The organism is Cellulosilyticum sp. I15G10I2 (assembly GCF_900095725.1).
In the GTDB taxonomy this organism is placed as follows: Bacteria; Bacillota; Clostridia; order Lachnospirales; family Cellulosilyticaceae; genus FMMP01.
This window is the reverse complement of record NZ_FMMP01000016.1, coordinates 20169-36318: the sequence shown is the minus strand read 5'-3', so window position 1 is coordinate 36318 and position 16150 is coordinate 20169. Positions and strand designations below refer to the sequence as shown.

Sequence of the window (16150 nt, the reverse complement as noted above, 5' to 3'; positions counted from 1 at the left end):
ATGGAGAACATGAATAAGTTGTGGTTTCCAAGATTAATAAGCAATGGGATGATTCTTTCTAATGCTGCCCACAATAGGCTTTATGGCAAGTCTGTACCCAGTGATACTTTAAAGATTAGGTTTCAAGGTAATCATTATAATCTTAAAGCAGATTATCAAGGCAATTTTGAAATAACCTTAGGGATTTTGGAAACAGGTGGTCCTTATGAACTTTTCTTTATAAGTACTGCCTGTGGAGAATACACAATTAAAGATGTTTATGTAGGAGAGACCTTTGTGGCATCTGGACAGTCCAATATGGAGATGCCTATGAAGCGGGTAAGGGCAGCCTTCAAAGAGGAATGGGAGAAAAAATCAAATCCTATGATCCGATTATTCAAGGTGGCAGAACGGGTAGATTTCCATGAAAAGAAAGAGGATTTCATAGAAGGGGAATGGGTAGCCTTGTCACCTGAAACCATAGATGAATTCTCAGCAGCAGCCTACTTTTTTGGATCTTTATTATATGAAGAAACCAAAGTACCCATAGGCATTATCCAAGCAGCCTATGGTGGAACGCCCCTTCAAGCTTGGCTACCAAAAGAACACCTGCTGCATAAAGATTTAGAGCTGTTATCCTTATATGAGGAAGATCGTTTTGTTCAGGGGCAGATTAGGAAAAATGAGGAGCAGGAGAAGACTTGGTATGAAAAACTAGACCGTCAGGATTTTAAGCTGGAGGATTTGGTGTGGAGAGATAAAAAGGCAGTTTCTATACCCTGTTTTTTTAAGGATTTTGTAGAAGAAGGCTTTTGTGGTTCCATTTGGTTTAAACGGGAGTTTGATGTAAAAAAGGGTGAGTCAAAAGAGGATTGGACCTTGTATTTAGGAACATTAGTAGATGCAGATGATGCTTATATTAATGGGGTAAAAGTAGGGCACACGGATTATAAATATCCACCACGTTGGTATAGGGTATCGTCGGATCTTCTAAGAGAAGGAACCAATCAGATCATTGTGCGTATCATTGTTAATGAAGGACAAGGACGATGGACGCCAGGTAAAGCCTACTATATTGAAGGCGGGGATCAGCATATTGATTTATCTGGAGAATGGTTGTATCAAGTCGGCGGGAAGATGGATCCTATCCCACCCCGAGACTTTATACCCTATAAGCCTACTGGACTTCATAATGGTATGCTTGCTCCTTGCTTTAAATACGGCATTTCAGGGTTTCTTTGGTATCAAGGAGAGTCTAACACAAGAGATTCAGAAAGTTACGAAGGGTATCTTAAGAAGCTTATTGGTTACATAAGAGAAAGTTTTAAGGCAGCTCAGTTGCCAATAGGTATTGTTCAGCTAGCTAATTTTGATATTGATTTAGATCCTGAAAAAAGCGGTTGGCCAGAGGTGCGAGAAGCCCAGAGAAAGGTGGCTAAGGCTTTGGATTGTGGACTCATTACCACCATAGATATTGGTGAAAGTAATGACCTTCATCCACTTGATAAAAAGCAGGTAGGTCATAGACTTGCAGTGTATATGCTTGAGAAAGTTTTTCATCAGGATAGAGTAAGTCAGGGGCCTGAACTTGAGAAAATGATATGGCTCGATGAGAATCATCAATACCGCTGTTTTTTTAAGAATTGTTCAGGCGGTTTAACAACCAAAAAAATTCATGGGCTTCATCCTATTAATAAACGAGTTTTTGGAGAAGAAATAAAGGCTGTGGATAAAGAAGATGTAGATGGTTTTGTCCTAATGACCAAAGATCTGAGATTATTTCAGATTATAGGCAGAATAGAAACATCTCCAGAAGATGGTTGTGATGATTTAGGAACTATAGTGCTTACTATCCCCAGTAGCATCATAAGGGAGGAAATTTCTGAACTGCACTATGCCTTTGAAAACAATCCAACAGGGAATCTCCTTTGTAATAAGGAAGGTTTTATAGCCTCACCATTTAGAAAATCATTAACCTATTATACCAAATAACCATACGGCGTGTTTTAGAGTACCCTATGGCGTGAAGTTTTTACAGACAATTAGAAGCCCTAAGCGTTTATAATGCGCTTAGGGCTTCTAATTGTCTGTAAAAATTATGTAGTATAAGAGTGGTAAGTTTAAGTGTTAGTTGCCACTGGTAGCCCAAGGTTTTTCAATACTATTTTTAAGAGAAGTGTAGTTGTTAATAGAACTTCTTAAAGTATACTCAAGTTCTTGAACAGATAGAGCTTTTGAATGATAGTCTGTAGTGGAAATTGTGCCCTGTTCACGCTGCAGCTCACTCATTGCTAAATTCTTTTTAGCAAGGGATAATTGAGTCTTAGTAGTACCTATTTGCTCTTCTAAGCTTAAAAGAGAAGCATAAGCGTTTAAAAGGGATTGTTTAAGCGTTTTCTGAGTATCTTCTAAACTAGAAAAGGTCTTATCAGATTGATACTTGGCATCTAGATAGTTAGACCAAGGCATGGCAGGATCACCCTCTTGAAGGATATTATCCGCTGATAGCTGTGCCATTTCTGTATCGTATTTAAGCTGAATATTTATTTTGTCAGAGATATAGTTTTCTATAGGCCCAGGAATTCTAAAAATCTCAAAGTTCAGGGTATCATCTAGTGCATACTGAGTAAGGTCTTTACCAGTAAGGCGTTTAAAATAGCTGCGGTCGTTATTAAGGGATTCGAGTTTTGCAGCTTTAGTTATTTTTAGATTATCTAACTCTACCTCAGTATTTGCATAGTTAAGAGAGCTGACAAGGCCTAATTGTTTTTTGAGTTTTTGACTATTCATTTCGGTATTTTTAATAGCGATAGCAGTATCCAAGTTGACAATTTCTTTTTCCAGTAAAACAAGAGCATTATAACGGGACGTTATATCATAAGCTATTTGGTCTTGTATAAAGGTACGTTGTTGTTCATTTTTAGCTTTTTGGAGATAAGTATTGTAGTAATGATAGTAGGTACTGCCTTCTTTGGCTTTAAGACTTTCTTTAAGGACCTCTTGTTCTTTTGAGTTAAGAGACATTTGATTACTATAGCTATAAGCTGATTCAATAGCTTTACCTAAAGTTAGAACGGGCTTTGTTTGGGCAGCATAGAGAGAAGTTGTGCCTATGAGTATAGTGCTTAGGCTCAGTGTTAATAAGTGTTTTATAAAATGGTTCATTTCTATCACCTCTGTATTATATTTTAAATGGGTAATTCAATAGTAAAGGTAGATCCTTCGTTGGGAGTGCTTTCAACACGAATAGAACCTTCACATAACTGAAGGATTCTTTCCACCAGAGAGAGACCGAGGCCATTTCCAGAAGTGGCATGAGATCTGTCCCCTTGGTAAAATTTCTCAAATAAGCGTTTTTGAGTTTCAGTGTCCATACCTATTCCGTTATCTGAGATCTTTACTGTAATGCAGTGAGGCGTCTGATAGAGAATAATGGAAATGGCGCCATGGGGCAATGAAAACTTAATCGCATTATCTAAAAGATTGATCCAAACTTGCTGCATCAGTTCTTCATCTCCTATAAAATGAACACGCTCTAGATCAATATTAAGTAAAAGATCTTTTTTACTCCACTGACTTTCTAATAAGAGAATACATTTTCTGATCTGCTCATCTAAGGAAAATTTGACTTTCTGTTCCATAATCACCTGATTTTCTAGTTTGGAAAGCCGGAGAATATTAGAAGAGAGCTTGGAAAGTCTAGCGGTCTCTTCGATAATAATAGCCGTATATTCTTTTCTTTCTTCCAAAGAAAGGTTATCTTTATGGAGTAATTTTGCAAACCCAGAGATAGAAGCAAGTGGGGTCTTGAACTCATGGGAAACACTGCTGATAAAGTCTCGGCGCAGATAGGTCATACTGTTTAATTCTTTAGCCATCAGGTTAAAGTTTTGTGCAAGATCTCCTATTTCATCCTGTCTTTTATAGTCAAGCTGAACATCAAAATCACCCTTCGCCACTTTTTTAGTCGCTAAACTAAGCTCTACAATAGGCTTAACAATCAGCTTAGCCGTGGCGATCACCAACAAACAGCCAATGATGATAAAAAGAAAAAGTGAAAAACCGGTTCGCAGCTTAAAAGTTGCAAATAAATTACTTTCCTGATTGAGATCAATGATGATATAGCTGTCTCCTACTTTAAATATTGTATCAAACCTACGGGAAGCAGATTTAAAGATAGATATAATCTCGCCTTTATCAATGGCATCCAACTGCGTATTTGTCACATAATCTTTGTCAAGAGTTTCAACTTCCCTGACGGTGTACATAAAATTAGAGGTTATATGTATGATTTCATCTATAGTCAGCTGCGTTTGCGCATTAAGCTGCAAAATAGACTGTGCAATACTTTTTTGACTGCTCCTTAACTCATCTTCTATAGCTGAGTTGCCAAAAAATAGAGTAACAGGAAAAGAGATCATAAAGGAAATTGCCATAATCGTAATAAAGCCCAGAATTAATTTAATACTAAGTTTAGTCATCATATTTTTCCGCCTTATAGCCTAGTCCTCTTACGGTAATAATTTCAAATTCTTTAAAGTGAAAGAACTTTTCTCGTAGCCGTTTAATATGTACATCCACTGTACGTTCATCTGTTTCGGCATCCATCCCCCAAATCTCATCCATCAGCTCCTGCCTTGTAAAAATCTTCTTGGGGTAATTAAGAAGCTTAAATAAAAGATAGAATTCCTTTTTAGGAAGCAAGATAGACTCTTTGTTTTTGGTAACGGTAAGCTCATTATAGTCTAAAACAACATCTTTAATAGTAAGAAGATGTTTATTGATAATATGAGAGCGACGTAGGAGTGCATTAACTCTTAAAATCATTTCATCCATATCTATGGGTTTTACCATATAATCATCTATACCAATCAAGAAGCCTTTCTTTTTATCTTCAAAACTTTCTTTAGCAGTTACCATGAGAATAGGCAAATGATAGTTTGCCTCTCGTAAAGTATCCGCTAGTTCATAGCCATCCATGTAAGGCATCATAATATCGCTAATAATCAAATCGACATGAGAGGTATCCATTACTTGAAGTGCTTCTTCACCATTTTCAGCAGATAAGCCAATATAACCATTTTGTTTTAAGACAGCCAGCATAAGTTTTCTGAGATTTTTATCATCTTCAACAACTAAAATACTAAACATAGTATTCACCTCCTATATCATTAGAGTAACATGTGCACCTATAACTATAAAGGGGTTATATGAATTCAACATGAACTAGAAATTGCCCTGTAGTTCATGTTGAATTCATATAACCCTTCTAAGCTAGAAGGGAATTAGCAGCACTTGAACAATAGGAATAGAAGGAGAGAGTAAAATGAAAAAACTAAATAAAAAGATGATAGGAATAGGGATTACAGCCAGTATTATGATTACTATTATGGGCGTTACACTTACAAATGGGAACTCAGCTACAGGCGAAGTGAGTATGACAGTACTTCATAAGGGAGAGCTCATAAATAGTGTTAATGTGTCTGGCACTGTTAAAAGTGCAGAAGAGCATTCTATCTATAGTAAAGAAAATTTATCTGTAAAAGAAGTAAGAGTAGAGGTAGGCGATCAAGTTAAAAAAGGAGATATATTAGCTGTTTTGGATGCAGACAGTATCAAAAAGGAGATTGAAAAAACAAGCCTAAATATTGCGTCCAATCTCAAGAGTATGGCAAATGAAAGTCAGTCCATTCAATCTAATATAGCCCTTGAAGAAAAAAACTTAAAATCTGCACAGTTAGCTTTAGAAAAACAAAAATTGACCTATGAAACCGTGAGTAAAGAATATCAATCAGGCACTAATGCAGAGTTATCAAATGCTAAAAACAACTTAGAACAAGCTGAAATAGATAAAAATGTACGTCTAAAAGATTATGAAAATGCTAAAAGTTTATATGAGCAAGATTTTATTTCAAAAAGTGAGTATGAGACAGCAGAAAATAATTATAAAATAGCTGCCATGAGTTATACCAATGCCGTTGAAAGCTATGATTGGGCAAAGGAAAACTTTGAAAAAACTTATAAACAAGCTAAGGCTGATTTAGAATCAGCAAAGAACAGTTATGAAGCAGCTGTTATTCAGTTGAATGTAGCTAGGCAAAAGAATACAGATAGTTATACTTATACGATTGAGCAACAAAAGGTAGATGAAAGTAAATTGCAAAATCAAGAGAATAACGCTACGATTACGGCCCCAGCAGATGGGACGATTACAGCTGTTAATATAAAGATAGGGCAGACACCCAGCGGTATTCTATTTGAACTAGAGGATACTAGGCAATTAGTTATCGCAACTTACATAAAAGAATACGATGTGGCAAATGTAGTGGTGGGACAAAAAGTTATTATTAAATCAGATGGCACAAAGGATATAGTTATTAATGGAGAGGTTTCTTCTATAGCACCTACTACGAGAAAAGATACAGGTTCTGCCACCAATGAGTTTGAAACAGAAGTGAAAGTTAATGATAAGGATACAGGATTAAAAATAGGTATGGAAGCAAGGCTGAATATTATTTTAGACCAAAAGTCGGATGTTTTTTATACCTCCTATGAAGCTGTTTTAACATCTAAAGAGGGACAAAAAATAATCTATGCTGTAGATGAAAAAGGAACAGTTCAAGAAATACCCGTTCAGACAGGAATGGAATCTGATGTGCATGTTGAAATACAAGGGGATGGACTCTATGAAGGCATGAATATTATTACAAATCCTTCTATGTACACTCCAGGACAAAAAATAAAGATGAAGTAGGTGGAAGTATATGAACAGTAATCAAGTAGCGATATTAGAACTGAATAGTATATGCAAGAATTATTATATAGGCACTGAAAATGAACTTGCCATATTAAAAAATGTATCTTTAAAAGTCAACAAAGGTGAATTTATCTCAATAGTAGGGGCCTCAGGGTCAGGGAAAAGTACATTTATGAATATAATAGGCGCATTGGATCGTCCGACCAAAGGGACATACAGCTTAAATGGGGAACAGGTTGAAGCGTTAGGTGATGATGAGTTATCTAATATTCGTAATAAGGGGATTGGATTTATATTTCAGAATTTCAATCTGATTCCCAGGTGCTCTGCTTTAAGAAATGTAGAATTACCTATGCTGTATGCTGGACTATCAAGAGTTGAAAGAACAAAAAAAGCTAAAGAACTATTAGAAATTGTTGGAATGGGAGAAAGAATGCATCATCAACCTAATGAATTATCAGGAGGACAAAAGCAGCGTGTTGCCATAGCGAGAGCACTTGCTAATAATCCAGCTATTATACTTGCAGATGAACCAACAGGAGCCTTAGACTCTAAAACAGGTAATATGATCATGGATTTGTTTTTGAAAATTAATCGCCAAGAGCATAAAACGATTATACTGATTACCCATAGTCAAGAATTAGCACAACAATCAGATCGTATAGTGACTATAGCTGACGGTGAAATTATAAGCGATAGGATGAACAAAGAGTTATATAACGCATAAAGGAGGTGAAGTTATGGAGATTAAAGAGAATATATTATTAGCTATAGAGAGTATTATAGCCAACAAAATGCGGTCCCTACTTACCATGCTAGGCATTATTATAGGGATATCTTCTGTTATTGCGGTCCTTTCAATAGGAGATGCATTAACTAACAGTGTTTCAAAGCAATTTCAAGAAATGGGGGCTAGCAATATTTATGTAAATGTTAGTGAAAAAGAGACAGGATATGAAGCGGTAGATCCTGGGGCGGTGATGGAAGGGCGAGTTGGAAAGACTATTCCAGAAGAAGAGTTGCTAAATGAAGATCAAATAAAAGAATTTGAAGATTATTTTAAAGATGATATTCAAGCTATCAGTTATTTTGAAACAGTAGGATCTGGTAAAGTTAAAGATGGCAGAATGTATGCAAACATAAACATCACAGGAGTCAGTTCAGGTTATAAACAGACTAGTAATCTGGAGATAATGAGTGGAAGGTTTATTGAAAACAAAGATATACAAGCCTATAAAAATGTAGCTATTATTTCAGATAAATCTGCGAAAAATATATTTGGGGATACAGATCCTCTTATGAAAGAAATCAAGGTAAATAAATTAGAAACTACCTATGTCTTTACGGTTATAGGGGTGTATAGATATAAAGAAAATTTCATGGACAGTGGTGGTAATACGTCTGAAAAAGATATACAGACTGATTTATATATTCCTGTGACAGTCGCTAAACAAATTAATAATAATCGTAATTATTCCATGGTAACTGTCATGTCAAAAGATGGAACAAATGCAAACGACTTTTCTAGTAAAATTGAGAGCTATTTTGAGAAATATTATAAAAGTCCTGATTATAAAGTTAGAGCTATCAATATGGAAAGTCAGCTAGAAAGCATGCAAGAAATGTTAGATCTTGTGAGCATTGCTATTGCTGTTATAGCGGGGATTTCTCTTATGGTAGGGGGGATAGGTGTTATGAATATTATGCTTGTATCAGTAACAGAAAGAACAAAGGAAATTGGTACAAGAAAAGCACTTGGCGCAAAAAAAATACAAATTAAAACACAATTTGTATTTGAGTCAATGATTATTAGTTTATTGGGTGGCATTATTGGCATAGTAGTAGGAATCTCCCTATCCGCAATCGTTACAGTAGCGCTAGAGAGTCCACTATCCATTAACGTCATTGCAGTAATAGGGTGTGTGCTGTTTTCTATGGGAATTGGCATATTCTTTGGGTATTATCCTGCTAGTAAAGCAGCAAACCTTGATCCGATAGAGGCTTTAAGATATGAATAATTTTAAATTAGAGTGCCATAAGGAAGGTTTTAATAGCCTTATCTTCTATGAGAATGTGGTCAAAAAACCAATTTTGAAGTAAATCCTTAAGGTTTTGAAGAGAGCTGGTGAGATCATCTATATCTATTTTATTAATGTCAGCTTTAAAAGCCTCATGAGATTGTCTGTGCGTTAAAAATTGAGGATAGTTAATTTGCTGCATAAAAATCTCTTCTTCATAAAAATGATAGGTTACATAATCTCTAAGCTCACCGATGATATGAAGGAGTTGGTCATTAGTTATCCCCATGCAATTGATCATAAGAATCTGCTCAATATTTCTAGCTATCTTAAAAAGCTCTTGATGCTGCAAATCAACTTTGGGAATACCTACTTCAATAGAACTGTCCCAATCAAATTTAAAACCAACCATATAAATCCCCCTTATATTTAACACAAGTGTTTACTATAAATCATCTATCAATTTAATCTGGTGAATTAAAATAAATCCCTATAGAATGGGATTTATTTTTTTCAGTATAGCACAAAAGGAAGAGTTCTGGTAAGTGTCTTATCATTTTAAAAATAAATTGCTAAATATTAACGTCTGAGGTATTTAAAAGATAATAAATAGTTTTTAAATTAAAAAATAAATGTACTGAAATCATACTCAAAAAGATAAAATAGATGAAAAGGGCAGATAAGAGGTAAAAATGCTGATCATGAGGTAGGGAGGATTTAGCAATGTGTTTTATTACATTTGAAGATGTGGTGAGAGAATATAAAGTTGGTGAAAGTGTTATAAGAGCAGTGGATGGCATAAACTTTGGAATACCCGAAGGAACTTTTACCGTTATACTGGGACAAAGCGGAGCAGGTAAAACAACAGTACTCAATTTGCTAGGAGGAATGGACTGCGCAACAAGTGGAAAAATCATGGTAGGAGGGGAAGAAATCTCTAAAATGTCAGAATTAGATTTGACGACCTATCGCAGAAATGTTATTGGATTTGTTTTTCAATTTTATAATCTAGTGCCTAATTTGACAGCACTTGAAAACGTTCAGCTTGCCAAGCAGATATGCAAAGATCCTTTAGACCCTAAAGAGATGCTAGAACGGGTAGGTCTTGGCAAAAGAATGTTTAACTTTCCTTCTCAAATGTCGGGCGGAGAACAGCAAAGAGTATCTATTGCAAGGGCTTTGGCTAAAAATCCTAAAATTATTTTGTGTGATGAACCTACTGGGGCCTTGGATTCAGGAACAGGGCATATTGTATTAAAACTCATTAAAGATATTGCTAGAGATATGAATAAAACAGTTATTATCGTAACTCATAATGCCCCTATTGCACATATGGCAGACTATGTGATTCATATGAAAGATGGCCTGATAAAAGAGATCAAACAAAATCGTGCCCCTAAAGAGGTGGAGGAAATTGCATGGTAAAAGATGCGCTGATTAAAAAATCCATTAAGGATATACAAAAGGCTTTACCTCAGTTTATCTCTATCTTTGTGATGGCAACTGTATCGGTAAGTATTGTAGTGGGCTTGGATAGTTTGTGGAAAACCATAGATGAAAATGCCAAGGCTATGTATAAAACATCAAGACTTTCAGACCTATGGATTGGAATTATGAGTCCCACGGAGCAAGAGATGTGGGCTATTAACCATATAGAGGGCATAGAAAAAACAGAGAAAAGACTGAGCCTTAATGTCCAGACAGATCTACAGTACAGTCCTACTTTAAGGCTCTATACCATAAATGAAGAAACTGGTTTAGATAGACCTGTTATAAGAGAGGGGAAATGGGTAGGAGACGGGGGAGCCATTTTAGATGAAAACTTTGCGAGGACCCATGGCTTAAAGCTGGGAGATACATTAAGCATAGAGGTTAATGAAAGATGGCTGGATGTGAGTATTCAGGCACTAGCGTTTAGCAGTGAGCATATCTTTTCTATTAAGGACTCTACAACGCTGATGCCTGATGCTAGAAAATACGGTTTTATTGTAGTTGATGAGGATAAAATCGCAACGGCTTACGGCGGACAAAAAATATACAACCAGGTCAACGTGAAATTTTCCCAGAACCATGACCCTAGGACAATACAAGAAAGAATAGATACTGTTTTAGGAGATGACCTCATAGGAATTATGACTCAGAAAGATAATAGAAGCATACAGGATGTGGGGGTAAGAATAGAGCAGTTTATAACCCTTTCCAGAGTATTTCCCTTTATGTTTTTCTTTGTAACTGCCCTTATTACATTAAGCACCATGTCTAGATTAGTGGAGGATCAAAGAAATCAAATAGGGACATTAAAATCTTTGGGGTTTAGTAAAAAAAGTATTATTTGGCACTATACTTCTTATGGCGTTTATGTAGGACTCTTAGGTGCTGTTCTAGGTATTTATATGGGCCCTTTGTTAATTGGTAAGGTACTGATTAATCAGTTAAGAAATTTATATGTTATGGATAGTTATAAAATGTTTTTATATATGCCCAATATTATTATGGGAAGTATTCTTATAGTTTTTTGTACAGGAGGCGTTGCAGCCTATTCGTGTTTAAAGATACAAGGGGAGACACCGGCGTCTCTTTTAAGAAATAAGCCGCCTAAAAAAGGCACTCACGTGCTACTAGAAAGCATACCAGCTATATGGTATAAAATGAAATTTAGTCATATGCTCATTGCCAGAAATATTTCTAGGAATAAAGGCCGCATGCTGATGGGGATTTTTGGTGTTATGGGATGCTCAGGTCTTATTTTAGGAGCACTTACCCTACATAATACCATTAGCGGGATCAGTAAGACCATGTATGAAGAAGTCTATTCTTATGATCATATTGCTATGCTGGATGATAAAACAACAGAGAAAGATATTTACAATCTTCATCTAGATGGTGTGGTTCAACATATGCAGGAATCAGGCATACAAATACTTGCAGCAGGTGGTGAAAGAAGAATGGCACGGATCACCATTTTAGAAGGAGACAGTCCGCTTCTTCACCTCATTGATATGCAAAAGAGACCTATAACAGTTGATAAAGATGGGATTATTTTATCTAATAAACTGGCAGAAACATTAGGGGTATCACAAGGAGAGACAGTTAAGCTTAAAATAATAGATGATAGCTATCAGGAGGTTGTGGTTAAAGACATTACCTATCTAGTATCCAATCAGGGTATTTATATTTCAAAAGAGTTATGGGAGTCAATGGGAGAGAAATATAAGCCTACATCTGTATTCATTAAGTGGCACAAAGAGGATAGAAGTTTCCTTCAAAGTGACTATGTTGAAAGTTATGAAGCAGTGGAAAATCAAAAGGCAAGCTTTGAGCAAAATCTTAAAATCGTCTATCTGTCAGTTGTACTGCTTATTACTTTTGGTGGTATTCTCGCCTTTGTAGTTCTTTATAATCTAAGTATTTTAAATTTCTTTGAAAGACTAAGAGATTTGGCAACTTTGCAGGTACTAGGCTTCTATAAGAAAGAAATAAGGGCATTGGTACTGGTAGAAAATCTTGTTTCAGCTATAGTAGGCATTTTTGCGGGGATTCCTTTAGGGAAGCTTATTACAGATATTATCATCAAAGGCTTTGGCGAAAACCTTGATCTTATTAGTCAAGTGAGCAGTCTAAATGTTTTAATAGCTGGAGGTATTACATTTATTTTTGTTATCATTGTCAATCTTGTTGTAGCTAAAAAAATTGAAACAATTGAGATGCTTCAATCATTAAAAAGTGTGGAATAGAGGAGCTATGAAATGAAAAAAACAAAATGGATTGTTGGAATACTTAGTTTAATAGTCATAGTAGGGGCTGCATTATATTACATAAGCCAAACAAAGAATGACACTAAAAATGAAGAAACAGCAGAGATGATTCATCAAGTAGGAGAAAGGGCTATTAGTAAAAACAATATTACAGCCTGGGGAGAAGTAGGCTATACCAATAGTCAAGAGATTAATATTGACTTTCCGGCAACAGTTAGCTCAGTAGAGGTTAAAGAAGGAGATAGCATTAAAAATGGTGATGTGTTAGTCACACTGGATATTGACGAATTTAAAAAAAATATCCAAAAGATGCAGCAGCAGATTCTTATTAATGAAATTCTATTAGAAGATATTACCCAGGACAAGAGTGCTGTATCTGCTGAAATCAGCCAGATTAAAGGAGATATTGCTAAAAAAACAAAAGAATATAATGAAGAAACTAATGCAGAGCTTCAAATACTGAAAACCCATTTAACAAGAATGAATAGAGAGATAGAAGATGCTAAAAAAGATTATGAAAAGCAAAAAAAGCTTTTTGAGGCGGGAGGGATTTCTGAATACACCTTAGAAAATTATGAGGATGTCATTGATCAGAAGGAAAAAGCTAAAATAGAAATAGAAAATAATATTAGGAAGATAAAAGACGCGCTAAAAGATGAAATTAACGCTTTAAACACTGGACTCAAGTATAAAGAAGTGCAGCTTTCAAATATGGTGATCAGTAATACCGTTAATAGGGATAAGCAAAATATCAGTATCAATCTTTCACAGTTAGATTTAGAGATCATGCAAAATAAGCTGGAAAAAACCTATCTTTTAGATAACAAAATTATTTCAAATATGGAAAAAGGCATGATAAAAAGCATTTTCGTTATTGCAGGAAGCAGACTGGGGACGCAAAATACGGCGGGAAGGGTACTGGAGATTATTGATGCAGATACGATTGTTGTAAGGGCAGAGGTGCCAGAGGAATTTGTTACTCAAATAAAAGAAGGGGACAAGGCAGAGATTATTCCTAAAGCAGATAGAAGCGAGAGCATTCAGGCAATTGTAACTCATATTTCCAAAATTGCAGTAGAAAAAGACGGCAAACGCATAGTCAAAGTAGAAGCTAAGCCAAAGGAACCGACAGGTCTTTTAAACCCAGGATACAGTGCAGATGTTATATTTAAATTAGAAGAATAGCCAAGAGCAAGTCTTAAACATAAAATATCCTCTTGATGATTTACATTAACTGATAGATAAGTTAACATATCTACATAAGCTTAATTACTTTAAAGAGAAAACTATATTTTTAGATTATGTTGGGGTTAGAAAAGGGGATAAAAGAAGATGAAGGTGATGGTGCTTTATAAGAATGAGTATTTTGTTATCTTAGTGAAAAATACAATATTGTATATACAGGTATTTCATTTAGGATTTCCAATGCAAGCCTTTAATACGATTATGCAGAAGTATCCGCAAATTGTAGTAACCAAGTTTATGGCGCTAAAAGAAGCGTTAGAGGGTAAAAATAGTGGAGAAATAGAGTTTGGTAAGCTTAAAGAAAAAATTACTTTGTATATTTCACCAGATCATTTAGAAGCAAAAATTTGTATAAATTTAGATCAACAGACGTTTCAAGATACCAAAGAAAGCATTAAAGAAGAAATTTTGCAACTGCTTAGCAGTAAGCTGATTGTGCACGGGATTATGCATGAGGTGATTGATAAAGAATTGCAGCCACAAAAGCAGATGATAGTCGCAAAGGGGACACCGCCAGAGCAAGGGGAGGATGCAAAGGTAGTGTATTTAGAAATGCCAGAAAGAAAACCATCACTTAATAGTGATGGCACGACAAATTATTATGATATGAATTTATTTAAATATGTTTATAAGGGAGATTGGCTTGGGGAAAAAATACCCATCAAGCCAGGCAAAAAAGGAAAAACGATTAAAGGTCTTGTACTGCTTCCAGAAAAGAGAAGAGATAAATATCTGAGGTTTGACCCAGATAGTGTAGAACTTATTGAATTAGAAGACAAGACTATATTATCAGCAAAAATTGATGGGGCACTTCGTATGTTAGGGGGGAAAATAGGAGTTGTGAGTCATTTAGTCATACCGGGCAATGTTGGGTATGCAACTGGAAATATTGATTTTGATGGCTATGTAACAGTTGAAGGGACCGTAGAAGATGGTTTTTCTGTTATAGCAAGTAATGATATATCAATACTAAGTAACCTAGGCATAGGTGCGGTAAAAAATATTCACTCTAAGGAGGGCAATATCTATATTAAAGGAGGCGTTTCGGGTAAAGGAAGAGCTTATATTGATGCGGGTAAAAGTGTATTTATGAAATATGCAAACAGCTGCCATATTAAAGCTGGTGATACAATTCATGTGGGCTATTATGTTCTCGATAGTAACTTAGAAGCAGGCACTATCTCCGTACAAGCTGAAAATGGGAAAACAATCGGCGGAACGATTAAAGCGAAAACTAAAGTATCCTTGCGGTTGGTGGGTAATGTTTATGAAAAAGAAACCTACATTAATGTAGAAGGGTTTAACAGGCAGGAGGTAAGGAGACAACTAGATAGCCTGTTAACAAGTTATAAGCACTTGTTAACAGAGCTTGAAGAAAGTGAAGAAAAACTAAAAGTACACGAAAAAGCCACATTACAATCAACCAAAGCTGGTGGGGATAAAGCCTATCAAAGCTGTCTGCAGGCACACCAACAACTCATTGATAAGCTGCACTTTTTGGAAGATGAAAGACAAAGATTAGTCGATATACTTCTCTCTAAAGGAGAGGGTGAAGTAGCTATTTATGAAAAAGCTTATCCAAGTACTTTTCTGGAGATTAAGCGTATGCGCAAGAAGATTGATCAAATTACAACGGGTACGTTCTATGCACAAGATAATGAAATGAAACGTGATTAAAAGGCGTTTAGATTTTTAGGGATTAAGGATTATATTGTAAAATGAGACTAATCACTGTATTAAGTGTATCAATACCAGCGAGCCTAGAACGAAAATATTCATCTAATAATCTGATTCTTACTATATTTGCAGTCGTCTGTGATAATGCACTCAACGAATACAAACTATTTTTAACAAAATTAAGAGCGTTTATAACAAATAGTACATGTGTATTTTGCTCACCGATGCTTGGAACAGTCGTTAAATATTCTAAAACACTTGTATTAAGTTCTTCTATCCGCCTATTAATGAAGCTGATATTATTTGTAAGTCTTTGCTCAAATTCTGGAGGATTAACTTGAGCTAGTATGGCTATATCAAATACTTGACTTTGTATTTGATTTATTTCAGAAATGAATCTACTAATGGCTTCTCGATGAGAAGTAGGCGAAGGAGGGAGAAGTTCTGTAGGAGCAGTAGGCGTGGGCGACACGGGTGATGAATTAGCAGCCTTTAGCGGAATAGCAGTAAACATAATGATAATTGATAAAGTAATTGAAACAAATAATCTAAGCTTAAGTAAGTTAGTCATGCGAGACCTCCGGTTATTTATGAAACTATATATTTAAAATACCCATTTTTAATAAGAGTATGTATTTATAGGAAAGAGGTTGTTTTCTGTCAATAAATAAGTGTATGAAAATGAATAACATAATCTTAACTTGTAGAGAACTTTATCC

The 16150-nt window shown here is 35.4% G+C and carries 13 protein-coding genes; 8 read left to right on the top strand and 5 right to left on the bottom strand.

What is annotated here, in order from left to right; genetic code table 11:
• Complete coding sequence (locus BN3326_RS15595; RefSeq protein ID WP_070000200.1) at positions 1 to 1971, top strand: sialate O-acetylesterase; 1971 nt, start codon at positions 1 to 3, stop codon at positions 1969 to 1971.
• Positions 1972 to 2106: 135 nt separating this feature from the next.
• Here BN3326_RS15595 and BN3326_RS15590 read toward each other — a convergent pair whose 3' ends face one another.
• Genes BN3326_RS15590 through BN3326_RS15580 form a run of 3 tightly spaced genes read right to left on the bottom strand, consistent with a single transcriptional unit; the run spans position 2107 to position 5130 of the window.
• Positions 2107 to 3144 carry a TolC family protein gene (locus BN3326_RS15590; RefSeq protein WP_070000199.1) on the bottom strand — a complete coding sequence of 346 codons (1038 nt, stop codon included), beginning with the start codon at positions 3142 to 3144 and terminating at the stop codon, positions 2107 to 2109.
• A gap of 23 nt (positions 3145 to 3167) precedes the next feature.
• Positions 3168 to 4463, bottom strand: coding sequence for a HAMP domain-containing sensor histidine kinase (locus BN3326_RS15585; RefSeq protein ID WP_083258759.1), 1296 nt, complete (start codon positions 4461 to 4463; stop codon positions 3168 to 3170).
• The gene (locus BN3326_RS15580) at positions 4453 to 5130 is read right to left on the bottom strand and encodes a response regulator transcription factor (RefSeq protein WP_070000198.1); all 678 of its coding nucleotides are present in this window, start codon (positions 5128 to 5130) and stop codon (positions 4453 to 4455) included. Before BN3326_RS15580 ends, BN3326_RS15585 begins: the two co-directional genes overlap by 11 nt.
• Before the next feature lie 175 nt (positions 5131 to 5305).
• On the opposite strand from BN3326_RS15580, the gene BN3326_RS15575 reads away from it, so the two are divergent.
• From BN3326_RS15575 to BN3326_RS15565, 3 genes are read left to right on the top strand one after another with little or no spacing between them, the layout of a single operon-like run.
• Entirely contained in the window at positions 5306 to 6733 is a 1428-nt protein-coding gene (locus tag BN3326_RS15575) for an efflux RND transporter periplasmic adaptor subunit (RefSeq protein WP_070000197.1), read from the top strand.
• A gap of 10 nt (positions 6734 to 6743) precedes the next feature.
• The gene (locus BN3326_RS15570) at positions 6744 to 7463 is read left to right on the top strand and encodes an ABC transporter ATP-binding protein (protein WP_070000196.1); all 720 of its coding nucleotides are present in this window, start codon (positions 6744 to 6746) and stop codon (positions 7461 to 7463) included.
• A gap of 13 nt (positions 7464 to 7476) precedes the next feature.
• A complete protein-coding gene (locus BN3326_RS15565) occupies positions 7477 to 8754 on the top strand; it encodes an ABC transporter permease (protein WP_070000195.1) in 1278 nt (425 codons plus the stop codon).
• A gap of 7 nt (positions 8755 to 8761) precedes the next feature.
• Here BN3326_RS15565 and BN3326_RS15560 read toward each other — a convergent pair whose 3' ends face one another.
• Positions 8762 to 9166 carry a bacteriohemerythrin gene (locus tag BN3326_RS15560; protein WP_070000194.1) on the bottom strand — a complete coding sequence of 135 codons (405 nt, stop codon included), beginning with the start codon at positions 9164 to 9166 and terminating at the stop codon, positions 8762 to 8764.
• 311 nt (positions 9167 to 9477) lie between these two features.
• On the opposite strand from BN3326_RS15560, the gene BN3326_RS15555 reads away from it, so the two are divergent.
• The 4 genes from BN3326_RS15555 (at position 9478) to BN3326_RS15540 (ending at position 15431) form a co-directional block, all read left to right on the top strand.
• Positions 9478 to 10179 carry an ABC transporter ATP-binding protein gene (locus BN3326_RS15555; protein ID WP_070000193.1) on the top strand — a complete coding sequence of 234 codons (702 nt, stop codon included), beginning with the start codon at positions 9478 to 9480 and terminating at the stop codon, positions 10177 to 10179.
• Complete coding sequence (locus BN3326_RS15550) at positions 10173 to 12488, top strand: ABC transporter permease (protein WP_070000192.1); 2316 nt, start codon at positions 10173 to 10175, stop codon at positions 12486 to 12488. The genes BN3326_RS15555 and BN3326_RS15550 overlap by 7 nt, the downstream gene beginning before the upstream one ends.
• Positions 12489 to 12500: 12 nt before the next feature.
• Positions 12501 to 13694 (top strand): HlyD family secretion protein, encoded by a 1194-nt coding sequence (locus BN3326_RS15545; RefSeq protein WP_070000191.1) that lies wholly within the window; start codon positions 12501 to 12503, stop codon positions 13692 to 13694.
• 147 nt (positions 13695 to 13841) lie between these two features.
• A complete protein-coding gene (locus tag BN3326_RS15540; protein ID WP_083258756.1) occupies positions 13842 to 15431 on the top strand; it encodes a DUF342 domain-containing protein in 1590 nt (529 codons plus the stop codon).
• Positions 15432 to 15453: 22 nt separating this feature from the next.
• Here the strand turns inward: BN3326_RS15540 and BN3326_RS15535 are convergent, their stop codons facing one another.
• Positions 15454 to 16002 (bottom strand): hypothetical protein, encoded by a 549-nt coding sequence (locus tag BN3326_RS15535; RefSeq protein WP_070000190.1) that lies wholly within the window; start codon positions 16000 to 16002, stop codon positions 15454 to 15456.
• Positions 16003 to 16150: the final 148 nt, after the last annotated feature.